Source organism: Haemophilus sp. HMSC066A11 (genome assembly GCF_001811665.1).
GTDB lineage: Bacteria > Pseudomonadota > Gammaproteobacteria > Enterobacterales > Pasteurellaceae > Haemophilus > Haemophilus influenzae.
Genome location: NZ_KV805872.1, coordinates 21,914 through 43,070, shown reverse-complemented (window position 1 = coordinate 43,070; position 21,157 = coordinate 21,914). Strand labels below are relative to the sequence as shown.

The 21,157-nt window shown below is 39.0% G+C and carries 32 protein-coding genes and 1 tRNA gene; 28 read left to right on the top strand and 5 right to left on the bottom strand.

From position 1 onward, the window contains the following. The coding region (locus tag HMPREF2813_RS06525) for a hypothetical protein (RefSeq protein WP_083304313.1) at window positions 1–294 on the top strand (294 nt) is incomplete at its 5' end. On the opposite strand, the gene HMPREF2813_RS06520 is transcribed toward HMPREF2813_RS06525, so the two are convergent. Beyond that, window positions 280–546, bottom strand: coding sequence for a hypothetical protein (locus HMPREF2813_RS06520; protein ID WP_005687157.1), 267 nt, complete (start codon window positions 544–546; stop codon window positions 280–282). The two genes, HMPREF2813_RS06525 and HMPREF2813_RS06520, sit on opposite strands and share 15 nt — an antisense overlap. A gap of 181 nt (window positions 547–727) precedes the next feature. Here HMPREF2813_RS06520 and HMPREF2813_RS06515 point away from each other — a divergent pair, with 181 nt between their 5' ends. The 20 genes from HMPREF2813_RS06515 to HMPREF2813_RS06430 all read left to right on the top strand — a co-directional run bounded on the left by HMPREF2813_RS06515 (window position 728) and on the right by HMPREF2813_RS06430 (window position 11,466). Then, entirely contained in the window at window positions 728–979 is a 252-nt protein-coding gene (locus HMPREF2813_RS06515) for a hypothetical protein (protein WP_005688811.1), read from the top strand. Next, a complete protein-coding gene (locus tag HMPREF2813_RS06510; RefSeq protein ID WP_070647022.1) occupies window positions 969–1,994 on the top strand; it encodes a P22AR C-terminal domain-containing protein in 1,026 nt (341 codons plus the stop codon). Before HMPREF2813_RS06515 ends, HMPREF2813_RS06510 begins: the two co-directional genes overlap by 11 nt. A gap of 50 nt (window positions 1,995–2,044) precedes the next feature. Then, a complete protein-coding gene (locus HMPREF2813_RS06505; protein WP_048942417.1) occupies window positions 2,045–2,386 on the top strand; it encodes a hypothetical protein in 342 nt (113 codons plus the stop codon). Beyond that, the gene (locus HMPREF2813_RS06500; protein ID WP_048942415.1) at window positions 2,386–2,610 is read left to right on the top strand and encodes an ANR family transcriptional regulator; all 225 of its coding nucleotides are present in this window, start codon (window positions 2,386–2,388) and stop codon (window positions 2,608–2,610) included. The genes HMPREF2813_RS06505 and HMPREF2813_RS06500 overlap by 1 nt, the downstream gene beginning before the upstream one ends. Beyond that, window positions 2,579–2,740: a hypothetical protein gene (locus HMPREF2813_RS09900; protein WP_171964730.1), complete on the top strand. Its 162-nt coding sequence runs from the start codon at window positions 2,579–2,581 to the stop codon at window positions 2,738–2,740. The genes HMPREF2813_RS06500 and HMPREF2813_RS09900 overlap by 32 nt, the downstream gene beginning before the upstream one ends. Window positions 2,741–2,742: 2 nt before the next feature. Next, window positions 2,743–2,886, top strand: coding sequence for a hypothetical protein (locus HMPREF2813_RS09895; RefSeq protein WP_154685869.1), 144 nt, complete (start codon window positions 2,743–2,745; stop codon window positions 2,884–2,886). Between the two features lie 9 nt (window positions 2,887–2,895). Continuing rightward, entirely contained in the window at window positions 2,896–3,396 is a 501-nt protein-coding gene (locus tag HMPREF2813_RS06495; RefSeq protein ID WP_038440657.1) for a siphovirus Gp157 family protein, read from the top strand. A gap of 10 nt (window positions 3,397–3,406) precedes the next feature. After that, a complete protein-coding gene (locus HMPREF2813_RS06490; protein WP_048942413.1) occupies window positions 3,407–4,060 on the top strand; it encodes an ERF family protein in 654 nt (217 codons plus the stop codon). Between the two features lie 9 nt (window positions 4,061–4,069). Next, complete coding sequence (locus HMPREF2813_RS06485) at window positions 4,070–4,504, top strand: single-stranded DNA-binding protein (RefSeq protein WP_048942411.1); 435 nt, start codon at window positions 4,070–4,072, stop codon at window positions 4,502–4,504. 63 nt (window positions 4,505–4,567) lie between these two features. Next, window positions 4,568–5,455, top strand: coding sequence for a DUF7666 domain-containing protein (locus HMPREF2813_RS06480; protein ID WP_070647020.1), 888 nt, complete (start codon window positions 4,568–4,570; stop codon window positions 5,453–5,455). A gap of 124 nt (window positions 5,456–5,579) precedes the next feature. Beyond that, window positions 5,580–6,476, top strand: a complete 897-nt coding sequence (rdgC, locus tag HMPREF2813_RS06475; RefSeq protein WP_070647018.1) for a recombination-associated protein RdgC — start codon at window positions 5,580–5,582, stop codon at window positions 6,474–6,476. Then, window positions 6,473–6,709, top strand: coding sequence for a hypothetical protein (locus HMPREF2813_RS06470; protein ID WP_005661510.1), 237 nt, complete (start codon window positions 6,473–6,475; stop codon window positions 6,707–6,709). The genes rdgC and HMPREF2813_RS06470 overlap by 4 nt, the downstream gene beginning before the upstream one ends. Then, a complete protein-coding gene (locus tag HMPREF2813_RS06465; RefSeq protein WP_048942564.1) occupies window positions 6,706–7,065 on the top strand; it encodes a hypothetical protein in 360 nt (119 codons plus the stop codon). The genes HMPREF2813_RS06470 and HMPREF2813_RS06465 overlap by 4 nt, the downstream gene beginning before the upstream one ends. Window positions 7,066–7,072: 7 nt before the next feature. Then, the gene (locus HMPREF2813_RS06460) at window positions 7,073–8,239 is read left to right on the top strand and encodes a DNA cytosine methyltransferase (protein ID WP_048942565.1); all 1,167 of its coding nucleotides are present in this window, start codon (window positions 7,073–7,075) and stop codon (window positions 8,237–8,239) included. Next, entirely contained in the window at window positions 8,236–8,478 is a 243-nt protein-coding gene (locus HMPREF2813_RS06455; protein ID WP_048942568.1) for a DUF7446 family protein, read from the top strand. The genes HMPREF2813_RS06460 and HMPREF2813_RS06455 overlap by 4 nt, the downstream gene beginning before the upstream one ends. Continuing rightward, window positions 8,475–8,753 (top strand): DUF551 domain-containing protein, encoded by a 279-nt coding sequence (locus tag HMPREF2813_RS06450; protein ID WP_048942569.1) that lies wholly within the window; start codon window positions 8,475–8,477, stop codon window positions 8,751–8,753. Before HMPREF2813_RS06455 ends, HMPREF2813_RS06450 begins: the two co-directional genes overlap by 4 nt. A gap of 3 nt (window positions 8,754–8,756) precedes the next feature. Continuing rightward, entirely contained in the window at window positions 8,757–9,068 is a 312-nt protein-coding gene (locus tag HMPREF2813_RS06445; protein WP_048942571.1) for a hypothetical protein, read from the top strand. A gap of 141 nt (window positions 9,069–9,209) precedes the next feature. Further along, window positions 9,210–9,635: a Gp49 family protein gene (locus HMPREF2813_RS06440; RefSeq protein WP_048942572.1), complete on the top strand. Its 426-nt coding sequence runs from the start codon at window positions 9,210–9,212 to the stop codon at window positions 9,633–9,635. A 47-nt stretch (window positions 9,636–9,682) separates the two neighbouring features. Beyond that, entirely contained in the window at window positions 9,683–10,105 is a 423-nt protein-coding gene (locus HMPREF2813_RS09955; RefSeq protein ID WP_065245534.1) for a hypothetical protein, read from the top strand. 269 nt (window positions 10,106–10,374) lie between these two features. Further along, window positions 10,375–11,466 (top strand): tyrosine-type recombinase/integrase, encoded by a 1,092-nt coding sequence (locus HMPREF2813_RS06430; RefSeq protein WP_048942573.1) that lies wholly within the window; start codon window positions 10,375–10,377, stop codon window positions 11,464–11,466. A gap of 31 nt (window positions 11,467–11,497) precedes the next feature. Here HMPREF2813_RS06430 and HMPREF2813_RS06425 read toward each other — a convergent pair. Then, a tRNA-Leu gene (locus HMPREF2813_RS06425) sits at window positions 11,498–11,583 on the bottom strand. A 283-nt stretch (window positions 11,584–11,866) separates the two neighbouring features. Here HMPREF2813_RS06425 and fnr point away from each other — a divergent pair. The 3 genes from fnr (at window position 11,867) to HMPREF2813_RS06410 (ending at window position 14,727) form a co-directional block, all read left to right on the top strand. Continuing rightward, window positions 11,867–12,640 carry a fumarate/nitrate reduction transcriptional regulator Fnr gene (gene fnr / locus HMPREF2813_RS06420; RefSeq protein WP_006996008.1) on the top strand — a complete coding sequence of 258 codons (774 nt, stop codon included), beginning with the start codon at window positions 11,867–11,869 and terminating at the stop codon, window positions 12,638–12,640. A gap of 121 nt (window positions 12,641–12,761) precedes the next feature. Beyond that, entirely contained in the window at window positions 12,762–13,691 is a 930-nt protein-coding gene (gene uspE, locus HMPREF2813_RS06415) for a universal stress protein UspE (RefSeq protein WP_005656626.1), read from the top strand. A gap of 199 nt (window positions 13,692–13,890) precedes the next feature. Continuing rightward, window positions 13,891–14,727, top strand: a complete 837-nt coding sequence (locus HMPREF2813_RS06410) for a DUF4198 domain-containing protein (RefSeq protein WP_014550770.1) — start codon at window positions 13,891–13,893, stop codon at window positions 14,725–14,727. Between the two features lie 83 nt (window positions 14,728–14,810). On the opposite strand, the gene purN is transcribed toward HMPREF2813_RS06410, so the two are convergent. Both purN and purM read right to left on the bottom strand, forming a co-directional pair. After that, the gene (gene purN / locus HMPREF2813_RS06405; protein ID WP_014550771.1) at window positions 14,811–15,449 is read right to left on the bottom strand and encodes a phosphoribosylglycinamide formyltransferase; all 639 of its coding nucleotides are present in this window, start codon (window positions 15,447–15,449) and stop codon (window positions 14,811–14,813) included. A gap of 54 nt (window positions 15,450–15,503) precedes the next feature. Continuing rightward, complete coding sequence (gene purM / locus HMPREF2813_RS06400; protein WP_014550772.1) at window positions 15,504–16,538, bottom strand: phosphoribosylformylglycinamidine cyclo-ligase; 1,035 nt, start codon at window positions 16,536–16,538, stop codon at window positions 15,504–15,506. A 179-nt stretch (window positions 16,539–16,717) separates the two neighbouring features. Here purM and HMPREF2813_RS06395 point away from each other — a divergent pair, with 179 nt between their 5' ends. Genes HMPREF2813_RS06395 through trpA form a run of 3 tightly spaced genes read left to right on the top strand, consistent with a single transcriptional unit; the run spans window position 16,718 to window position 19,494 of the window. Continuing rightward, window positions 16,718–17,476 carry an SDR family oxidoreductase gene (locus tag HMPREF2813_RS06395; RefSeq protein ID WP_014550773.1) on the top strand — a complete coding sequence of 253 codons (759 nt, stop codon included), beginning with the start codon at window positions 16,718–16,720 and terminating at the stop codon, window positions 17,474–17,476. An 18-nt stretch (window positions 17,477–17,494) separates the two neighbouring features. After that, a complete protein-coding gene (gene trpB / locus HMPREF2813_RS06390; RefSeq protein ID WP_014550774.1) occupies window positions 17,495–18,688 on the top strand; it encodes a tryptophan synthase subunit beta in 1,194 nt (397 codons plus the stop codon). Beyond that, window positions 18,688–19,494 carry a tryptophan synthase subunit alpha gene (gene trpA / locus HMPREF2813_RS06385; protein WP_014550775.1) on the top strand — a complete coding sequence of 269 codons (807 nt, stop codon included), beginning with the start codon at window positions 18,688–18,690 and terminating at the stop codon, window positions 19,492–19,494. Before trpB ends, trpA begins: the two co-directional genes overlap by 1 nt. 143 nt (window positions 19,495–19,637) lie before the next feature. Here the strand turns inward: trpA and HMPREF2813_RS06380 are convergent, their stop codons facing one another. Next, complete coding sequence (locus tag HMPREF2813_RS06380) at window positions 19,638–20,591, bottom strand: oxidoreductase (protein ID WP_005671319.1); 954 nt, start codon at window positions 20,589–20,591, stop codon at window positions 19,638–19,640. Between the two features lie 58 nt (window positions 20,592–20,649). Here HMPREF2813_RS06380 and ybaK point away from each other — a divergent pair, with 58 nt between their 5' ends. Then, the gene (gene ybaK / locus HMPREF2813_RS06375) at window positions 20,650–21,126 is read left to right on the top strand and encodes a Cys-tRNA(Pro) deacylase (RefSeq protein ID WP_005631703.1); all 477 of its coding nucleotides are present in this window, start codon (window positions 20,650–20,652) and stop codon (window positions 21,124–21,126) included. The last annotated feature ends 31 nt before the right edge of the window (window positions 21,127–21,157 follow it).

Sequence of the window (21,157 nt, the reverse complement as noted above, 5' to 3'; positions counted from 1 at the left end):
ATGATAGATGAAGTGTGTTTTGAAATGGCAAACATAAAACAAACGAGGTTAAAAATGGAAGAAAAACGCTATTCAGAGGCTGGCAGTGTTACCAGCAACACCATAACTGAAATTCAAAAAGAACATATTCGCGCTTGTATTTTGAAAGCGATTGAAAACGGTGCTTATCATCCTGGCTTAGAGGAGCGAGCATGCCAAGCAATTTCTTATATAAATCGATTTAGTGACGCCCAAACAAAAGAAGAGCTAATTGATAATAAAACTGGTGAAGTTTACGTGTTAGTTAGACCATAGGTTGCTAACTTTATTTAACGCTCTCATAGTTGCAAAGTCATTATTTGAGCAATCAAATACGCCAAGACGATCATCATTATCTATAAATTGAAGCAAATAATCCCGACATTGCTCGGCCGTATGTGTTCTTGAACGAATATACCAGACCGATTCAAATAGCTTCGCATAAGTTCCGTAGGATTTAATTGCCTCAATTAATGATTTGTAATCACGTTGATTTCTTAAATCATAGGTAAGAATTAAATTAGCCATAATTTCTCCTTGTTCGTGTTGTGGTTGGAGAAAATTATATTCCTTATGTGTTGTGGTAACAATAAGGGCTTGAGCCTTACAAGCATAAAGAAAGTCATCCTATTCTAGACAAAATTAGCATAGACTGATTGCACTACTCCACTGACCGCTCGAAAGGGCGGTTTTTTTATGGTTATTTAAAATGAAAAATAAAATCACAGACTTAAACAATCATTTATTTTCCCAGTTAGAAAAACTGCTTGATGAAGACTTAACCGATGAAGAACTTAATCGAGAAATTAAACGTGCCAATGCCGTATCAGGCATTGCGGCAAATATTATCGCAAGCAATGCGATTTCGCTTAAAGCAATGACATTGTTTGAAAATCGTCAAATTGAAAGAGAATCCCCTGATTTTCTAAGAATATCTAAGGCGCAAGGCGATGACCTCTAATGCGGAACGATTTAAATTCACCGATGAACATATTGCGTTTATTCGCTTACATTGGGATAAAAAGCCATCTGATCTAATTAAATTGTTTCAGCAACAGTTTGATTTATTAATAAATCGTAATGTTTTCTATAAATTAAAAAAGAAACACAATATTCCAAGCCTTAAGCATGCTAATCGTTACAGCAAAGAAGAACTTGCGTTCATTAAAGCGAATTGCACGTTAAATGAAAGAATCTTGGCTCAAAAAATGGAAGTTTATTTCAATAAACCATTTAATCCACACGCGTTAAAGGTTTTGCGCGTGAAGAGACAATGGCTAACCGGACGAAGCGGTCGATTTGAGAAAGGTGAAAATTTAAAACCGATTGGCTTTGAGCGATATTGTAAAAATGCAAAATGTTGGTTAATAAAAGCAAGCATTAAACGTTATGAACGGAAATCGCATTATCTCTGGCGCAAAGCCGGTAGAAAAATTCCGCGTGGACATATTATTGATTACAAAGACGGCAATTCAAGAAATTGCACCCTTGAAAATCTCGAATTAATTTCACGTGTTGAAATGGCTTGGCGAAAGAAATTACAGTATCACCAACTCAATGATGAAATTAAACCCACCTTTTCCGCCTTTGTAAAACTCAAAGAAGGCATAAATCAACGTAAAAAAGAGAAAGATATGGAAGAAAATCAATCCCCCAATATTGCCACGCAGGAACCGACAACATTTACGTTTGAATTTACCGAACGCGAATTGCAAACAATGGCGTGGGCGTGGTTTGTGCTTATGCGTAATATGGAAACCTTCCAAGCACTCTATCCGGCAATGGAAAAAATAGGCTCAAGTTATGCGCCGTCAATTTATGACCAAGCCTATGAATATCGCCCCACAATTCGTGATATGCATAAAATCATTGAACGAATTACAAGTGGTTTTAAATTTGATCAAATGACAAATTGGCGCATACTAAAACGCATACGCCATTTTAACCCAAAGAAAATGGAATTTTTCAAAATCTAACGCCGCACTCAGTGCGGTATTTTTTTACCCAAAATTCAAGGAAACCCAAAATGAAACGCTCAAAATCCGCATTCTTCCAAGAAAAAAACAGCTTCACCGCGTTTATGAAAGGCAGTGAAAAATGGCTAAACATAATCTGCTATTTTCTCGCCGCCTTGATTATTACCCTGATTGTAGGTGGGATTAGCCTACATGCCAATGCCCACCCCACCGATTGGCACGACAACGAATTAAGCCAACAAATCCAAGCTGAAACACAGTGTGAGCTGAAAGGTGGCATATATGAAAACGGTGTATGTTTACCGCCTAATCTTACACTGGCAGCAGAAAAAGAACTGCAGGCTTACACCGCACAAAAGCAAGCCGAAATTAACCGCACTTGGAGTAAATAATGAGACTGACTTACAAAACCTACGCAGAATCGGCAGTAAAAGCAGAAAAGAAAGGTCATTACCTTGAGGCTGCAAAGAATTGGGCTGACGCTAAACGCCATACCGCAGTACAAAAGAATATCGAGTATTGCCAACATCGTATTGATTTTTACGAAAGACATCACTTTAGATTGAAATCAATGGGGGAAATAAATGAAAAGACACCTGCCTCCAGAAATGTGTGATACGCCAGATGACTATTACAGTCAATTTGAGCAAACCCTTGAAGAAGATTATGAACCAGAAGAAGATTGGCGTGAACCTGAAGATGCTGATTGTGAATATTGGCAATACAATTGTTATGGGAGAGCTTAAAAATGGAAGAAACACCGCGTGAACGCCTAGAAAGCAAGGCAGAATTGCTAAATGCTATTCGAAATTGGTTATGGCAAGAACGAATTACGCCAGAAGAATTACAAGCTGAAATTGAATATATCCAGCACAACCCACTACCATTCTAAGGAGCTACAATGAAACTTTACGAAATCACCGAACAACTCGAAAACATCAAAGAATTGCTCGAAAATCCTGAATTTGCAGATAACGCTGATATTGCCAAAGCATTAGATGCAGTGCAGCAAGATTTTGACAAAAAAGCGGAAAATGTCGTCTATGTCATTAAAAATACAGAGGGCGACATTGAAGTGATTGATGCTGAAATTAAACGCTTGCAGGCAATGAAAAAGCAACGTCAAAACGGTATTGAGCAGATTAAAAACTATCTCAAACACAATATGGAAGCAACAGGCACAGCAAAAATTAATTGCCCCTTGTTTACCATTTCTTACCGTGAAAGCAAGCAAAGTGCGGTGCAATTAGATGAAGATTTATTCCTCGCCAACAACTGCGATGAAACCCTTGTTAATGTGAAAATCACAGCGAATAAAACTGAAATTAAAGCACGATTAAAAGCAGGGGAAGAAATTCCTGGTGCAAAATTGGTTGATAGTCAAGTTCTGACGATTAGATAAGGAAAGAGAAATGGAGCTACAAAGTGCAAATTTAAGTGAGCTTATGCCTGAACTTATTCAAGCGATTAGTCAGCTTGGGAATCTAAGCAAAGATAAACAAGGTTATGGTTATAAATACGCAGAACTAAGCAAAGTGCTTGATACCTGTCGCCCAATCCTTGCGGAGCATAATTTAGTTATTACGCAACTTGTTACTGTCCTAAATGACGAGCCAACACTAGTGACAACGCTCTTTCATAAAAGTGGGCAGTTTTTACGGAGCTGTTATCCATTGGTTAAGGCTGGAGTTAAGCAAGCTAACGATGCGCAACAAGTTGGTGCAGCCATTACCTATGCACGTCGTTACGCCTTAACTGCAATGTTATTTATGGCGCAAGAAGATGATGATGCGGCAAGCGTGGGAAAGCGTGAGCAGTCATCGTCCCCAAAGTCCGAGCGGCCAAACAACTCCAACAAATCGACCCAGCAGGCTATGAGCTCTACTCAAGCTAATGTAACTAGCAAATCGGTTATAGAGCAACTTAAAGATAGGCTGAAAGGGAAAACCAAAAAGGAATGCGGTGAAATTTACGATAAGTCTATCGTTTGGTTAGAGGAAAAACACCCCGATCTCGTTGATGAATATAATCTAATGTATAACGATTATTTACTTAATTTAATGTAAGGAAAAACTATGGCCCGTAACACCAATACCGTTATATTAGTCGGTCATTTAGGCAGTGACCCAGAAATCCGCCAATTCCAAAATGGCGGACAAATTGCCACATTTAATCTTGCTATAGGCGATGATTACCGAGATAAACAAGGCAATACAGTTAAACGTACGCATTGGATACCTATTGTGGTGCATGGCAATTCTGCTGATGTAGCAAGACAATATCTACAAAAAGGCTCAAAAATCTGTGTAACAGGGAAACTGGTACAGGAAAGCTGGCTAGACCAAAACGGCAATAACCGCACCGCACTTAAAGTAGCGACACAATCCTTTGAAATGCTAGACAGCAAGGCAAACAATGAAACACAACAGCCAACCAAAGACAAAGAAAAACCCGACCCATTAAGCGCAGCAGCTGAACAAGATGGGTTTAATGATGATATTCCGTTTTGAAATCCATGATAAGCCACTAACCAATAGTGGCTTTTTTATTATCTAAATTTGAGAGACAAAAAAATGACTGAAGAAAACAAAGAAATTATAGCTTATAAAGGGTTTAAGCAAGACTGGACTTGTCGAGGTTATCAGTATGAGGTAGGCAAAACGTATGAGCATAAAGGTAATGTTGAGGCTTGTGAGAGTGGATTCCACGCCTGCGAATACCCGCTTGATGTGCTTAACTATTACAGTCCAGCGGTAAGTAAATTTGCTGTAGTTAAAATGAGCGGCGAAACATCAAAAGATAGTGATGATACAAAAATTGCATCTGCAAAAATCACGATCGAAACCGAAATTAACTTACCGGAAATGATAAAAAAAGCCGTTGAATGGATAAAAGGTAAAGTTGATTGGGATGCTGCCAAGGTGTCCAATACAGGCTATTGGTCGGCAGTGACTAATACAGGCTATCGGTCGGTAGCGACTAATACAGGCTATCGGTCGGTAGCGACTAATACAGGCGATCAGTCGGCAGCGACTAATACAGGCGATTGGTCGGTAGCGACTAATACAGGCGATCGGTCGGTAGCGACTAATACAGGCTATTGGTCGGCAGTGACTAATACAGGCTATCGGTCGGTAGCGACTAATACAGGCTATCAGTCGGTAGCAACTAATACTGGCAATAGGTCGGCAGCGACTAATACAGGCAATAGGTCGGTAGCAACCAATACAGGCAATCAGTCGGCAGCGGAAGTATCTGGCAAGCAATCTATAGCTGTTGCGCTTGGTTGGCAATCTAAAGCTAAGGCGAGTATCGATGGTGCAATTGTCTGCGTGTATCGCAATCATGAGGGCGAGCTAATCCATATCAAAGCATCAAAAGTCGGTGAAAATAACATCAAAGCTGATACTTGGTACACACTAGATGAGATAGGTAAGTTTGTTGAGGTTAAAGACGACTAAAAAACCATATAGAGAACCTATCTATGGTAGTGATAGATTCGTGGTTGAAGAAAACTACTACGAAGATGATGCTTAAAATCTGCCGCTATTAATTAGCGGCTTTTATTTATGAGGAATAATAAAAATGTACTGGTTCAGAAATGCAATTATTTACCAATTAACAAAACAAATAGACTTTGAGAATATCGAAAAACAACTCAAAGAATGTGAATTTACTCCGTGTGGTTCAGCAGATGTTAGCCATTTTGGTTGGTCTGCTCCGCTCGTCACCAGCGAAAATTTAGCACATCAAGCGAACGGAAAAATCTTACTTGTAGCTAAACGAGAAGAGAAGATTTTGCCTGTGGAAGTTGTGAATCGTGAACTCAATAAACGAATCACTGCACTTGAAGAAAAAGAACAGCGAAAATTAAAGAAAGTAGAACGATCATCTTTAAAAGATGATGTGATAGCTACCCTACTTCCGCAAGCGTTTTCTCGTATCAAAATGACCGCACTTTATATCGACACATTGAAACAACTTATCTTTGTTGATACAGCATCAAGTAAAACAGCCGAAGATGCACTTGCACTTTTGCGTAAATCGCTTGGCAGCTTGCCAGTAGTACCGTTGGCGTTTAACTGTGCGCCGTGTGAAGTAATGACAAGATGGGTTACAGATACTGCACCTGATTGGCTAATCTTGCGTAAGGAAGTGGAAATCCGCGAAAAAGAAGATCTTGGCGTTATTCACTGCAAGCAAAAAGATGTTGAAGACGAGGAAATTATTGAGCTTGTTCAAAATGGCTTGATCTCTAAACTCGCGCTTGAGTGGGAAAACAACCTTAAATTTATCTTGGTTGAAGATGGCACGCTGAAACGACTGAAGTTTGACGACAATATCATCGAGAAGAACGATGACATTGTAAAAGAAGACGTAACAGCTCGTTTTAATGCAGACTTTGTTTTAATGGTAAACGTGCTTGGCAAAACAGTGGATAGCCTAATAAAAGAATTTGGCGGAATCAAGGAGAGACTATGAATCTACTAAAATCCCTCGCTAAAATAATCCTCCAAGAGGAAATCGAAAATAATAAATATCATTTTGAAAAATTAGGCAATGAAAATCTTGCCAAATCAAGACGCATTAAAGAGCTTGAAAGCGATAATGACCGCCTAAGAATTAAAGTAGAACAAATCCGACAGGACAATTTAAAACTCCGAGAAAATCGACCGCACTTTAAACATCATAAGAAAAAAGGAGGGAGAAAATGAATGAAATTAACATCAAAATCCCTTTACATAAATTCCAAACATTAATGCTCTGCTATGTCCGTGAAACACTCAACAAAAATGGGAAATCGGTTTTAATATGCGTCAAAGATGTCAAAGAATATTGGCTGGTGTTAAATAGTTACACGAGAGAATGCATTGAGCACAATGTTAAATCTTATGTAAATGATAATGGCTATTTGCTCAAAAGTGATTATTTTAAAGATGACTTAACCGCTTGGAGTGAATTAGCTGACTGGATAAATGAAAACCGCAGCAGCACATCAACAACATCTACAACAGCAAAACCGATTGTGCCTGTGTTGCCTGTGATTAATCCAAAACAGAGGAAAAAATAACCGCACTATGTTTACCTACGGTTCAATCTGTTCAGGGATTGAAGCGGTAAGCGTGGCATGGAAAGGCTTAAGTAAACCGCTGTGGTTTAGCGAAATTGAGCCTTTTCCTTGCGCCGTGCTTGCTTATCATTATCCCAACATCCCAAATCTTGGTGATATGACCACCTTACCCGAAAAAATCTTAAACCGTGAAATTCCTGCGCCTGATGTGCTTGTTGGTGGTACACCTTGTCAAGCATTTTCGATAGCTGGACTGCGAAACTCGCTAGATGACGAACGAGGAAATCTCACTTTAATGTTGATACACATATTAGAGGCTATTGACTATGTTAGATACCAAGACGATAAACAGCCATGCATTTTGCTGTGGGAAAACGTTCCAGGTGTACTATCCACCAAGGACAACGCATTCGGACACTTTTTGGCTGGACTGGTTCAAGAACGTCAGCCATTGCAGCCAACAGGGCGAAAATGGACAAACGCAGGTTTATTGCATTCAGCTCGAACTGTCGCGTGGCGAACACTCAATGCTCAATACTTCGGACTCGCCCAACGACGCAAGCGCGTGTTCCTTGTGGCAAGTGCTAGAGAAAGAAGTGTCGCCCAAATACTTTTTGAGCGCAAAAGCCTGCAAGGGCATTCTCAATCGTGCGGAAAAACGCAACAAGTTTTTACCGCCTACACTGAAAGCAGCTTTGGCGCATTCAGCGAAAATACCATAAGCGGTACATTAAGACAAAGTGGCGGATCGCTTGGCGGAGGGAGTGAAACCTTTGTTGTTCACGGCACTCAAGACCCGATTATTTCCACCTCAACAGCCCACTGCCTAGGGCGCAATAATGGACAGGAAAATGTTTTGTTTGATATATCAGAACGACGCAATACTGTGCGAATTTATGATGAAATCACACCAACCTTAGCCGCCAAAATGGGAACAGGCGGCAATAATATTCCGCGCATCAATAGACAATCCATTATCCGCAAACTTACCCCTGTTGAATGTGAACGTCTGCAAGGCTTCCCAGACAACTGGACAAAAATCCCTTACCGCAATAAATCAATAGAAGATTGCCCTGATAGTCCGCGCTATAAAGCAATCGGCAATTCAATGGCTGTGCCTGTGATTAAGTGGATTAGGGAGCGATTAACAAACTATTTAGGAGAAAGAAAATGACAGCAAAACAAATAAGAGTCGGGGTAAGTCCAATAACAAACCAAATTTTTGTTGGTTATGTTAATAAAAAAGGAGATACGTGGACAACAAAACAAGATGCAACAATGGAAATTCTGTTTGCAGTTGCACAGCACGCAATGGAATTTGGAGAACCAATAATCTTATCTGAGGAAACTGCAGATGGACGTTTTGTCAAAAAATACTCGATCACTGTTAAACGGATTAGAGGCGAAGAATGAGTAAAAACAACAATGGATGGATTAAGTGTTCTGAGCGGTTGCCTGAACCATTTGATACAAGTGAAGAATTACGCAATTTAAGCAATAGACACTTAATTTATTATACCGAGGATGACGTGTATTGGTTTATCGGTTTTGGATGGTATTTATTAGACGAAAAGGTAGATGAAGAAGGTGGATTAATCCCCTATTGGCAATTGGACGAATTAGGAATGATAGACATAGAAATTGAAGTATCACACTGGCAACCACTACCACAACCACCGGAGGAATAAATTATGAATATCGAATACGAATGGTTACTTATTAATGATCTAGATGACGAAGATCCAGAAAAAGAAGAAGTAGAGAAAATCATTAAAGATAGAGTGTGGTTAGAATTTGACCGAAAAAAACGACCATTTTATTTAGAGTCAAGTGTCGCTGAAGAGTTATTTATACGTAATCATAGCGATTGGGAGTGTTATGAAGAGGATGAATATGTTTTTCTCGCCATCAGAGAACAAGGGAGTGAACGGTACTCAATTTTCCGTGTGAGCCCATGGTATCGATTGGAGCCGGACGTTGATGAAATTTATTTTGATGACTAAAACCCATTTACAGCCCATTAAATCTCCCCTAGCCCCTCTTTACAAAAGAGGGGGATAAGTTAGATGAAGTGGGCTAACTAAAATAAATCATTATAACCGCTCTTATGGGCGGTTTTTTACTATCTAAATCACGGAGGAAACATGAATAGTATTACCGAAGAATTTATTAAATCACAAATTGCCAATGTTGAATATCATCAACTTACCGGCACAACAATCACAATCGCGGTCATTACATTAAAATCAGGCTTTACTGTTACCGGCGAAAGTGCTTGCGTAGATCCAAATAACTTTGATGTAGAAATCGGAAACAAAATTGCGTATGAAAATGCGTTCGATAAATTGTGGCAATTATTCGGTTTTGAACTGAAACAGAAAATTGGCGGTGATTGGGTGTATCGCTTACATCGTGAACGCTCGGAATTGGCTGAACGTATTGATGCACTTAAAGAGTTTCTCAATAGCAAAGAAATAATCACAATATGCGAGCATAACGTTCTCAAGCAGCAAGAAAAAGTGATGTCACAATATCTTGCAATTTTGGATGCTCGTTTGGCGCAAATTTAAGTAAATCGACCGCACTTTGGTGCGGTTTGTTATTTTAAGGAGTATGTATGAACTACACAAAGAAACCTGTCACAATTCAAGCGTGGCAATTCACAAAAGAGAATTACACTAAAGGGGTTCCGTACATTTTTAGAAGTAAAAATGTTTCGTATTGGTCGCAATATGGCGGAAAGGTTATCGGAGGGGAAATTAAAACATTAGAGGGTGTAATGGAAATTTCCGAAAATGATTGGGTTATCTGTGGGGTAAATGGCGAATTTTATCCGTGTAAGCCTGATATTTTTGAAAAAACTTATATGCCAGATCCAAATATTGAAGACTATATCAATCGTATTCGTGATCTTGCAAGCAATCGAGATGTTGAGGGAACACATATTGAAGCTGATAAAATCTTGTGTGAAGTACTGAAAACTCTTGGGCAAAGTGAATTGGTCGAAGAATTTGAAAAATTAGAAAAATGGTACGCGTAATAACGCTAAATGATATGACCGTCCGAAAGGGCGGTTTTTTATTGGAGGAAATATGGGATGGAACAAACTCTTACAATAAAACAAACAGCTAAATTACTTAATCTAAGCTATAGCACGGTTTTCAATCATCGCCATAAATGGGGGTTCTTCCAGATGGAGGGGTCTAATATTTGGCTAATTGAGAAATCAGTACTTGAACAACGCAAAAAAAAGCAGAATAATCTATACTGCGATGTGCAGGTCGGCGATTATTCTGTGGAGAATAGAAAATGTCGATCAGAAAAAATAAATACGGCGTATGGCAAATCGATATTGCCACACCGAGCGGAGAAAGAATTAGATGCTCTGCTAAAACAACTGAAAAGCGGCTCGCGCAAGAGTACCATGACAAACTAAAACACGAGCTTTGGCAAGTTGAAAAACTAAATAAGAAACCCGAAAGAAGCATTGAGGAGGCATTAATTCGGTTTCTTGAAGTTTCACAAGGACAAAAAGATTTTGCCACAAAAATTCGCCATGTAGAATATTGGCGTGAAGTATTGGCAGGACGCCTACTCAGCTCTTTAACAACAGATGATATTCTTAATGCCCTACCTACCCATAAAACAGGGACAAAAGAGCCAATTTCCCCATCAACTCAAAATCGTTATCGCTCCTCTATTATGCGCGCGCTATCTATTGCACAGCAATCAGGTTGGATCGATAACATCCCTTATATCCCAAGAAATAAAGAGCCTAAAGTAAGAGTGCGGTGGATAAGCCAAGTCAAAGCACAAGGTCTTATCAATGCTCTGCAATTAGACTGGATGAAAGATGTATGCTCATTTGCTCTAGCTACTGGTGCGAGAGCCACCGAAATTCTTACTCTTACTTGGGATAAGATTGATTTTGAGAGACAAATAGCCATTGTAAGTAGCGATATTGCAAAATCAGGAAGAGCAAGATCGTTACTCTTGGGCACCGAGGCTATGGATGTTTTGAAAAGACGAGCCAATTTACGCATGTCACCTTATGTTTTCCATCGAGGAAAAGGAAAACGTATAAGTGAAGTCGATAAATACGATTTTAACCGCGCACTTAAACGCTGCAAAATTGAAAATTTCCGATTCCACGATTTACGCCACACATGGGCAAGTTGGCATGTTCAAAATGGCACACCATTGATGGTGTTAAAAGAACTTGGCGGATGGGAAACATTAGAAATGGTTAAGCGTTATGCGCACCTTAACGCCAAACACTTGTTAGACTACGCAAATCACGTCAAATTTACGTCAAAGTCATCATTTGACACGTCAAATGTCATTGCAGAAAATGACGAAATTAGCGAAAAAAGCACAAATAAAAAAGCCGTAAATCATTGATTCCCCTCGTGATTTACGACTTCATTTACATTGGTGCCTAGGGTCGGACTCGAACCGACACGTTTATTCAACGGCGGATTTTGAATCCGCTGCGTCTACCAATTTCGCCACCCAGGCTTAATGGGGTTGAATTATACGTATATATAACAATGTGACAAGCAAAATTTATTGGAAATAATCCATTTGTTTTAAAAATAAGCAAGAATTTTCTGTTTTCTAAAAATATCGCCAAACAAATGCAATAATTAAAATGCACAACATAATTAAAATTTGAGCTAAACGTTTTTTTGTTAATTTTTCAGCTGCCATAATGCTTTACTCTTCTTAATCTGACTAATTAGTGGTAGAATATTTGCGTTAGATCAATTTTACACTATTTTTTTCAATATTTGAGGCGTACATGAAAAATTTCGTTGCAGAAGCTAAATCAGGGCGCAAAATTCAATCAGGCGGTTGTGCGATTCATTGTCAGGATTGCAGTATTAGTCAGCTTTGCATTCCTTTTACCTTAAATGAACAAGAATTAGATCAGCTTGATAATATCATAGAGAGAAAAAAACCGATTCAAAAATCTCAAGTATTGTTTAAAGCAGGAGATTCTCTCAATTCAATTTATGCTATTCGTTCTGGCACAATAAAAAGCTATACGATTAGTGAATCTGGCGAAGAACAAATTACTTCATTTCATTTGCCCGGTGACCTAGTTGGTTTTGATGCCATTACTCAAATGCAACACCCTAGTTTTGCGCAAGCTCTAGAAACGGCTATGGTATGTGAAATTCCTTTTGATATTTTAGATGATTTGGCAGGAAAAATGCCAAAACTACGTCAGCAAATTTTACGTTTGATGAGCAGTGAAATTAAAAGTGATCAAGAGATGATTTTATTGCTATCTAAAATGAATGCAGAAGAACGTTTGGCTGCTTTTATTCATAATCTTTCTAAACGCTATTCTGCTCGAGGTTTTTCAGCAAAAGAATTTCGTTTAACAATGACACGTGGCGATATTGGTAATTATCTAGGTTTAACAGTAGAAACCATCAGCCGCTTATTAGGCCGCTTTCAAAAACTCGGCGTGATTAGCGTACAAGGCAAATATATTACAATCAATGATTTAAATGGTTTAATTGAATTAACTGGTACGAATAAAACAAAAATTACATTAGTTAAATAAATTTAAGGCGTGAATATCACGCCTTTTTGTGCTTGATAAAAATAAATTTATCCAAATTAATCTTGTACCTTGCCATTTTTGCTATTCTTTTTTATCCTATGCCTCAATTTTGGAGGCTATTATGAAATTTAAAAATATTCTCGTTGTACTTAATCCCAGTAATGAAAAACAGTACGCCCTAGCTCGTGCAGTGCGTTTAGTTGAAGAACAAAAAAATGAAACTAAGGTAAAAATCACCGCACTTTTATCAGTCTATGATTTATCTTATGAAATGTCAGCTTTACTTTCTTCTGAAGAACGTTCAGAAATGCATCAACAAGTAATAGAAAAACACCGTCACGCTGTTCAATATTACTTAGATAAATATGCAAATCCAGAAATTGAATTACAATCTCATATTGTGTGGAATAGCAATGAAGCTGATGCAATTAACGAAGAAGTAGAAAATAATAATTACGATCTAGTCGTAAAATATACCAAAGACGAAGAAAAACTTACGTCTCTAATCTTTACTCCCATTGATTGGCAACTTCTTCGTAAATGCCCTATTCCTGTCTTAATGGTTCGTGATGGCGATTGGAAACATCAACGCCGTATTCTTGTGGCTGTTAATGTATCTGGAGAACAAGAATATCAAGATGAATTTAATCAAGAGCTGGTAGAAACTGGTATTTCACTCGCGGAAAATCTAAATCGTGGTAATGTCCATTTGGTGGCAGCCTACCCTTCCGCGCCAATCAATATGGCGATTGATTTGCCTGAATTTAATACTTCAGGTTATGAAAACGGTATTCGAGGTCAGCATCTCATTAATATGAAAGCGTTACGTCAGAAGTTTGGGATTGATGAAGATCATACTCACGTACGCGAAGGTTTCCCAGAGGAAGTTATTCCTGAAGTGGCGAAAGAAATTGAAGCTGAATTAGTGATTTTAGGCACAGTGGGACGCACAGGTTTATCTGCCGCATTATTAGGCAATACTGCAGAACATGTAATTAGTAAATTAAGTTGTAATTTATTAGGCATTAAACCATCGAAAAAAGACGATTAAAACATTTTCCTCAATTTATAAGACGCCCTAAATATTTTGTATTTAGGGCATTTTTATACTATTTCTTATGGTATTTTTCATTTTGTGATCTCGATCACAAATCTTAAAATTTTATTTAAATAGCTATTTAAATGATAGCTATTTTCATTTAGTATTTTGCACTCATTTTTTAACTCCCCCATTCTTATTAAGGAAATATATGAAAAAGACATTGATTACAGGATTATTGGTTTTAGCTGGCACAGCACAAGCTCACGAAGTTTGGGTTCAAGCACCGACGAAATTAGCATCAGGTTCTGTATTAAAAGCAGAATTAGCTTATGGGGATTACCCTTATGTAGAAAAAATTCCTGAAGCACGCTTAAAAATTTTTGCGCCAATGGAAATTATTCATCAAAATGGAGAAACACAAACCTTAATCCAAAAAGGCGAAAACTATCAATATCAATCAGAGAACGCATTGTCTGATGGTTCTTATTGGATAACAGCCACTTATAAACCAACATTTTGGTCACAAAATGCTGAAGGTTGGAAAATGGATAATTTGAAAGGATTAGAAAACCCAACTTATTGCGAACAAACTCAAATGTTTGGCAAAAGTCTCGTTACCGTTGGTAAAAAACCATTAAATGCAGAAATGGCAATGACAAGAGTTGGTTTACCGCTAGAAATTGTTCCTTTGCGTGATCCAAGCAAAGCGAAATCAGGCGAACCGTTCCCTGTTCAAATTTTCTACCAAGATCAGCCATTAGCAGGAGAAACTGTCATTGCAACAGCTGATACTATTATCGTGAAAGATCTTGAAGCAAGTACAGGTCATCGTGAACCACAAGGTTTTTCAGGTAAAACAGATAGTCAAGGACGTGTGAATATCATTCCATTAATTGATGGAATTTGGAAAATTAAAGTTATTCATAAAACACCATTTTCAGATCAACAAATTTGTCAGCAATCTGCAAGCTATAGCACATTAATTTTACCTGTTGGTAAAGGATTAGCTAAATTACCACCAAAACCAGAACACCATCATCATTAACCTTGAAAGTGCGGTGGAATTTCACCGCACTTTTGCATCCTAATTAAATAAAAAATACAGAAATAGTCTGCCTAAATCCTAAGTTATTCATCTGCATATCCAGATTTTGGCAAGGGTTTCCCATCTAAATATGCCAAATTATCTTTAAGTCTTAACCGCCCTTCGGTAAACCATTTAATCACAAGCGGATAAATTTGATATTCTTGCTCACGGGTTCTAGCTTCCACTTCTTCTATGCTATCTTCAGGGAAGATTGGCACTTTCGCCTGTAAGACAATCGCACCACCATCCACTTCTTCATTGACAAAATGAACAGTTGTGCCGTGTTCATTGTCGCCTGCTTCAAGCGCACGTTGGTAGGTGTTTAAGCCTGCGTATTTAGGAAGAAGAGAAGGATGGATATTTAAAATTTTCCCTGCAAAACGTTGAGTAAATTTTGGGGTAAGAATTTTCATATAACCAGCAAGGACGATCAAATCTACTGCTAGGCTTTGCAAATAATCGCCAATGGCATCGTCCATTTCGAGGTTATTGGCAAAATTTTTGCGAAGAAAGACCGCTTGCGGAATCTGTGCTTGTTTGGCTCGAACTAATCCGTAAGCATCAGCTTTGTTACTTACCACACAAGTAATTTTGGCGGGAATATCGCCTGAATGGCAGGCATCAATAATAGTTTGTAAATTCGTTCCTTGACCAGAAATAAGGACGGCAATTTTTTTCATTTTCTTCCTTATAGAAATCAGCCCAAAAGGGCTGAATTGAAATTTAAGATTTTATTATTGAATCTCAACCTGTGCTTCGCCTTCGCCAAGAGGTGCAATTTTGCCGATAACCCACGCTTTTTCGCCCGCTTGTTCAAGCAATGCGATAGCGGTTTCAACCTCTTTTTCTGGTAATGCAATTACCATACCTACGCCACAGTTAAAAGTGCGGTACATTTCATAACGACTAATATTGCCTTTTTCTTGTAACCAGTTGAAGATCTCAGGCCATTGCCAGCTTGATTCATCAATCACTGCTTTGGTGTTGTCAGGCAATACACGCGGGATATTTTCCCAGAAGCCACCGCCTGTTAAGTGAGCAATGGCGTGAACTTCGGTCTGCTTGATCAGCTGTAAAATCGATTTTACATAGATTTTGGTTGGTGCTAAAAGGTGTTCGCTAAGCGGTTTGCTTTCTAATAAATCCGCTGGATTTGCACCGCTCACTTCAAGCACTTTGCGAATAAGTGAATAGCCGTTTGAGTGAGCACCACTTGAGCCGAGTGCGATAAGCGTGTCGCCCGTTTTTACTGCCGTGCCGTCAATAATCTCTGATTTTTCTACTACACCGACGCAGAAACCCGCTAAGTCGTAGTCGCCTTCATGGTACATTCCAGGCATTTCAGCGGTTTCGCCACCGACTAACGCACAGCCAGACATTTCGCAACCGTCTGCAATACCTTTGATCACGCTTGCTGCCACATCAACGTCTAATTTTCCTGTTGCATAGTAATCTAAAAAGAAAAGCGGTTCTGCCCCTTGCACGATTAAATCGTTTACACACATTGCTACTAAATCTTGACCAATGGTATCGTGTTTGTTTAAGTCAATCGCAAGGCGTAATTTTGTGCCAACGCCATCGGTGCCAGAAACTAAAATTGGCTCTTTATATTTGGTTGGTAAAGCACATAATGCACCGAAACCACCCAATCCGCCCATGACTTCAGAGCGGCGAGTGCGTTTTACATCGCCTTTGATACGTTCGACTAATTCATTCCCAGCGTGAATATCGACGCCAGCATCTTTGTAGCTAAGTTGTGTGTTGCTCACGATTAACCTCAATCAGTAGAAATAAAAATTAGGCAGATTATATCATTAAGCAAACGTTTGCGGTATTATTAAATTAATTCATTTAATGACATTTTTAAAATTAAAAGGAAATTGCTTGCAATCAAAATTTATTTGTACTACTTTAATAGTACAAATAAGCTCAAGATTTAGGAGAAAAAATGAAAACCACAACCGCATTAGTTACAGGTGCAACCGCAGGCTTTGGCTTGGCAATCTGTAAAAAATTGATCGAAGCAGGCTATAAAGTGATTGGCACGGGCAGACGTGCAGATCGGTTAGCAGAAATTCATTCACAATTAGGCAATAATTTTCTACCGCTTGCCTTTGATATTCGCGATGAACAAGCCACAATTAACGCTCTAAATACCCTTCCTGAAGGCTGGCAAGCGGTCGATTTATTAGTGAATAATGCAGGTTTAGCCTTGGGATTAGAGCCAGCACATAAAGCGGATTTACAAGATTGGTATCAGATGATCGATACCAACATCAAAGGATTGGTTACTATCACTCGCCTTGTGTTGCCAAATATGGTGGCTCGTAATCACGGGCAGATTATCAATTTGAGTTCAATTGCAGGTACTTATCCTTATGCTGGCAGTAATGTATATGGTGGAACTAAAGCTTTTGTCACACAATTTAGCTTAAATTTACGAGCCGATCTGGCAGGCACAAAAATTCGAGTAAGCAATGTTGAACCGGGTTTATGTGGCGGTACGGAGTTCTCTAATGTGCGTTTTCACGGCGATGATGAAAGAGCGGCAAAAGTGTATGAAAACGTACAATCGGTTCAGCCTGAAGATATTGCGAACATTGTATTATGGCTTCATCAACAACCTGAACACGTGAACATTAATCGCATTGAAGTCATGCCAACCGCTCAATCTTTTGCGGGAATGAGCGTTGCAAAAGATAACTAAAAAATAATAGGAAAAAATATGTCAGACACACTTCTCAACCCTTATTTCGGCGAATTTGGCGGAATGTATGTACCCGAAATTTTAGTGCCTGTTTTAAAACAATTAGAACAAGCCTTTGTAGAAGCACAAAATGATTCTACATTTCAAGCAGAATTTGCTGATTTACTCAAAAATTATGCAGGCAGACCGACAGCACTTACCCTTTGTCGTAACTTAACCAAAGGCACAAAAACAAAACTTTATCTTAAACGTGAAGATTTATTACACGGTGGTGCACACAAAACCAACCAAGTGTTAGGGCAAATTTTACTGGCTAAACGTATGGGCAAAACACGTATTATTGCCGAAACTGGTGCGGGTCAGCACGGTGTTGCGACAGCTCTAGCTTGTGCTATGTTAGATATGCCGTGCCGTGTTTATATGGGGGCTAAAGATGTTGAACGTCAATCGCCGAATGTATTTCGTATGCGTTTAATGGGGGCTGAAGTAATTCCTGTACAAAAAGGCTCTTGTTCTTTAAAAGACGCCTGTTGTGAAGCGATGCGCGATTGGTCAGCAAACTATGAAACCACCCATTATTTACTTGGAACGGCGGCAGGCCCCCATCCATTCCCGACGATTGTGAGAGAATTTCAAAAAATGATTGGGATTGAGACGAAACGTCAAATTCTCGAACGGGAAGCTCGTTTACCTGATGCAGTGATTGCTGCTGTTGGTGGTGGCTCGAATGCAATTGGTATGTTTGCGGATTTCATTGAAGAAACCGCTGTGAAACTCATCGGCGTAGAACCTGCGGGTAAAGGTATTGAAACGGGCGAACACGGTGCACCACTCAAGCACGGCACAACAGGCATCTACTTCGGAATGAAATCGCCAATTATGCAAGATAAAGATGGACAAATTGAAGAATCTTATTCTATTTCTGCAGGATTAGACTTCCCTTCCGTCGGGCCGCAACACGCTTATTTAAATGCGATTGGTCGTGCTGATTATGTATCGATTACCGATGAAGAAGCCCTCAACGCATTCCAAGAATTGGCAAAACACGAAGGTATTATTCCTGCATTAGAAAGCTCACACGCCTTGGCTTATGCCTTGAAATTGATTAAACAAAATCCTGAAAAAGAACAACTTTTAGTGGTTAATCTTTCAGGACGAGGCGATAAAGATATTTTTACCGTTGATAAAATTTTAAATGGAGAATCAAACTAATGAGCCGTTTTGAAACGCAATTTGCGACACTTAAAGCAAAAAATGAAGGTGCTTTCGTGCCGTTCGTTACCCTTTGCGACCCTACTTTCGACCGCTCTTTTGAGATCATTTGCACACTTGTCGATAACGGTGCGGATGCTTTAGAACTCGGTTTTCCTTTTTCCGATCCACTCCTTGATGGCCCTGTTATCCAAGCGGCAAATAATCGTGCTTTGACTGCAGGTCATAGCAGTGAAGATAGCTTTAAACTATTGGAAAAAGTGCGGTCAAAATATCCAGAGATTCCGATTAGCTTATTACTTTGTGCTAATTTAATTTTTGCCAAAGGCCTAGACGATTTTTATCAACGTTGTGCAGAAGTCGGTGTTGATGCTGTGCTTGTAGCAGATATTCCGTTACTGGCAAAAGAAGATTATGTGCAAGCAGCTAAAAAACACGGCATTCAACCGGTATTTATTTGCCCACCAAATGCGGACGAGAAAACGATCCAAGGTGTAGCGGAAAATAGCGAAGGATATACTTATTTAGTCTCACGTGCAGGCGTAACCAGTGCAGAAAATCAAGCTCATGCAGCAAATTTGGACACCCTTGTAGAACAGCTTAAAGCCCATAATGCCCCACCAATTTTACAAGGCTTCGGCATTGCACAGCCTGCACAAGTGAAAGAAGCCTTAGCTTTGGGGGCGGCTGGTGCAATTTCAGGTTCAGCAACAGTAAAAATTATTGAGCGAAATTTAGATAATCACGAGCAATGTTTAGCTGAATTAGCTGAATTTGTTCAAACGATGAAAGCTGCAACAAAATAAGCAAAAAAGAACCCGCACTTGTGGCGGGTTTCTTTTAGCTATCGAGAAAATTAAAAATTTAATACTTTATCGGCTTCCATCCACCATAAGGGGATGAATGAATAATAAATAGAATATTTTGCATACTATTCTCCTTAATTTCATTAATAACCTTGCTGATAAATTCCTTCCAACAATTTCACTGAAAGTAAGGCGAGATTAAAGCGTTGTTCATCTGCCACAGACCAAAATTCTACGCCATTTTCTACCGCACTTATTTGACTTAAATGAAGTTTTACTGATTCCTCACCATTTTCTTGTTCTCCATTAAGCACAGGTGTAATTAGCGTTTCTTCTAAAGCGATAAGCTCGCTATTTTGAGGCTGATAGTCGAAATCATAATCTGAAAGTGCGGTGACTTTTTGTGCCAATCCATAAAATACAGGCACTTGGATTGAGTGGAATGTAGCACGCTCTAATTGCGGAAAAATTCGTTGTAATTGATTTGATAAATTAGGTGCTTGATACGGATAAACATCAAAGGCTAAGCGAGTTTCTTCTTCATCCAATGGAATGCCATTTAATAAACGGGCTGTTTGTCCCGCAAGTTTCGTCACGGTTTCCGCATCCGTATAAGAAGTCGGCAATAAAGAGGTGACAAATACTTGATTGAGATTCGTTTCTTGTAAAATCGGGGCAAGCGTTAAAGCAAGTTGGCTTACTTGTGGATCAGGCAAGCTAACAATGTTACGTTGTCTCAGTTCCAATAATTGTGATTCATTTACCGTTGGAACAACAACTGGCACATCCGAAAGCGCACTACAAACGCCTAACATATCAATGACAATACAGCCCTGCTCTGCTGCTTGCGCAATATGGGCAACTTGCTCAAGTTTTCCTGCAAAAAAGACATAATTAAAATCAGCCCATTCAACTTCATTTGGCGAAAGTTGTTCAATGCCTTTATTGCGAAAACGAATATTTTGTTCTTCTTCAAAAGGTGTTATTTCAACAATAGAAACGCTGCTAATTTCAAGTGCACTTTGTTCTAAACGCTCTACAATTTTTTCACTTAATTCAAATTCTGCTGCTATCGCAATATTTAAGGTTGCGTCCATTTTTCTCTCCGCTGTAAAATAATCAGCATTATTTTACACCAAAACCAGAAACGAAATAATGACACCCGCAATTGATTTACTTAAAAAACAAAAAATTCCTTTTATCTTGCACACTTATGATCATGATCCGAATAATCAACATTTTGGTGATGAGGCGGCCGAAAAATTAGGTATTGATCCTAACCGCTCTTTTAAAACCTTACTTGTAGCGGAAAATGGCGATCAGAAAAAACTCGCTTGTTTTGTGCTTGCAACGGCCAATATGCTGAATTTAAAGAAAGCAGCAAAATCTATCGGTGTGAAAAAAGTGGAAATGGCGGATAAAGATGCAGCACAAAAAAGTACAGGCTATCTTGTAGGTGGAATTAGCCCGCTAGGTCAAAAGAAACGCGTGAAAACCGTGATAAATTCAACCGCACTTGAGTTTGAAACGATTTATGTTTCAGGCGGAAAACGTGGGCTAAGCGTAGAAATTGCGCCACAAGATTTAGCAAAAGTATTAGGTGCAGAATTTACTGATATTGTTGATGAATAAGTGATGGACTTATAAATTTAAAGGCGGATTT

Bases quoted from the DNA above. Each gene is read 5' to 3' on its own strand.
- HMPREF2813_RS06520 (WP_005687157.1), bottom strand. From the start codon at position 546: ATGGCTAATTTAATTCTTACCTATGATTTAAGAAATCAACGTGATTAC.
- HMPREF2813_RS06515 (WP_005688811.1), top strand. From the start codon at position 728: ATGAAAAATAAAATCACAGACTTAAACAATCATTTATTTTCCCAGTTA.
- HMPREF2813_RS06510 (WP_070647022.1), top strand. From the start codon at position 969: ATGACCTCTAATGCGGAACGATTTAAATTCACCGATGAACATATTGCG.
- HMPREF2813_RS06505 (WP_048942417.1), top strand. From the start codon at position 2,045: ATGAAACGCTCAAAATCCGCATTCTTCCAAGAAAAAAACAGCTTCACC.
- HMPREF2813_RS06500 (WP_048942415.1), top strand. From the start codon at position 2,386: ATGAGACTGACTTACAAAACCTACGCAGAATCGGCAGTAAAAGCAGAA.
- HMPREF2813_RS09900 (WP_171964730.1), top strand. From the start codon at position 2,579: ATGAAAAGACACCTGCCTCCAGAAATGTGTGATACGCCAGATGACTAT.
- HMPREF2813_RS09895 (WP_154685869.1), top strand. From the start codon at position 2,743: ATGGAAGAAACACCGCGTGAACGCCTAGAAAGCAAGGCAGAATTGCTA.
- HMPREF2813_RS06495 (WP_038440657.1), top strand. From the start codon at position 2,896: ATGAAACTTTACGAAATCACCGAACAACTCGAAAACATCAAAGAATTG.
- HMPREF2813_RS06490 (WP_048942413.1), top strand. From the start codon at position 3,407: ATGGAGCTACAAAGTGCAAATTTAAGTGAGCTTATGCCTGAACTTATT.
- HMPREF2813_RS06485 (WP_048942411.1), top strand. From the start codon at position 4,070: ATGGCCCGTAACACCAATACCGTTATATTAGTCGGTCATTTAGGCAGT.
- HMPREF2813_RS06480 (WP_070647020.1), top strand. From the start codon at position 4,568: ATGACTGAAGAAAACAAAGAAATTATAGCTTATAAAGGGTTTAAGCAA.
- rdgC (WP_070647018.1), top strand. From the start codon at position 5,580: ATGTACTGGTTCAGAAATGCAATTATTTACCAATTAACAAAACAAATA.
- HMPREF2813_RS06470 (WP_005661510.1), top strand. From the start codon at position 6,473: ATGAATCTACTAAAATCCCTCGCTAAAATAATCCTCCAAGAGGAAATC.
- HMPREF2813_RS06465 (WP_048942564.1), top strand. From the start codon at position 6,706: ATGAATGAAATTAACATCAAAATCCCTTTACATAAATTCCAAACATTA.
- HMPREF2813_RS06460 (WP_048942565.1), top strand. From the start codon at position 7,073: ATGTTTACCTACGGTTCAATCTGTTCAGGGATTGAAGCGGTAAGCGTG.
- HMPREF2813_RS06455 (WP_048942568.1), top strand. From the start codon at position 8,236: ATGACAGCAAAACAAATAAGAGTCGGGGTAAGTCCAATAACAAACCAA.
- HMPREF2813_RS06450 (WP_048942569.1), top strand. From the start codon at position 8,475: ATGAGTAAAAACAACAATGGATGGATTAAGTGTTCTGAGCGGTTGCCT.
- HMPREF2813_RS06445 (WP_048942571.1), top strand. From the start codon at position 8,757: ATGAATATCGAATACGAATGGTTACTTATTAATGATCTAGATGACGAA.
- HMPREF2813_RS06440 (WP_048942572.1), top strand. From the start codon at position 9,210: ATGAATAGTATTACCGAAGAATTTATTAAATCACAAATTGCCAATGTT.
- HMPREF2813_RS09955 (WP_065245534.1), top strand. From the start codon at position 9,683: ATGAACTACACAAAGAAACCTGTCACAATTCAAGCGTGGCAATTCACA.
- HMPREF2813_RS06430 (WP_048942573.1), top strand. From the start codon at position 10,375: ATGTCGATCAGAAAAAATAAATACGGCGTATGGCAAATCGATATTGCC.
- fnr (WP_006996008.1), top strand. From the start codon at position 11,867: ATGAAAAATTTCGTTGCAGAAGCTAAATCAGGGCGCAAAATTCAATCA.
- uspE (WP_005656626.1), top strand. From the start codon at position 12,762: ATGAAATTTAAAAATATTCTCGTTGTACTTAATCCCAGTAATGAAAAA.
- HMPREF2813_RS06410 (WP_014550770.1), top strand. From the start codon at position 13,891: ATGAAAAAGACATTGATTACAGGATTATTGGTTTTAGCTGGCACAGCA.
- purN (WP_014550771.1), bottom strand. From the start codon at position 15,449: ATGAAAAAAATTGCCGTCCTTATTTCTGGTCAAGGAACGAATTTACAA.
- HMPREF2813_RS06395 (WP_014550773.1), top strand. From the start codon at position 16,718: ATGAAAACCACAACCGCATTAGTTACAGGTGCAACCGCAGGCTTTGGC.
- trpB (WP_014550774.1), top strand. From the start codon at position 17,495: ATGTCAGACACACTTCTCAACCCTTATTTCGGCGAATTTGGCGGAATG.
- trpA (WP_014550775.1), top strand. From the start codon at position 18,688: ATGAGCCGTTTTGAAACGCAATTTGCGACACTTAAAGCAAAAAATGAA.
- HMPREF2813_RS06380 (WP_005671319.1), bottom strand. From the start codon at position 20,591: ATGGACGCAACCTTAAATATTGCGATAGCAGCAGAATTTGAATTAAGT.
- ybaK (WP_005631703.1), top strand. From the start codon at position 20,650: ATGACACCCGCAATTGATTTACTTAAAAAACAAAAAATTCCTTTTATC.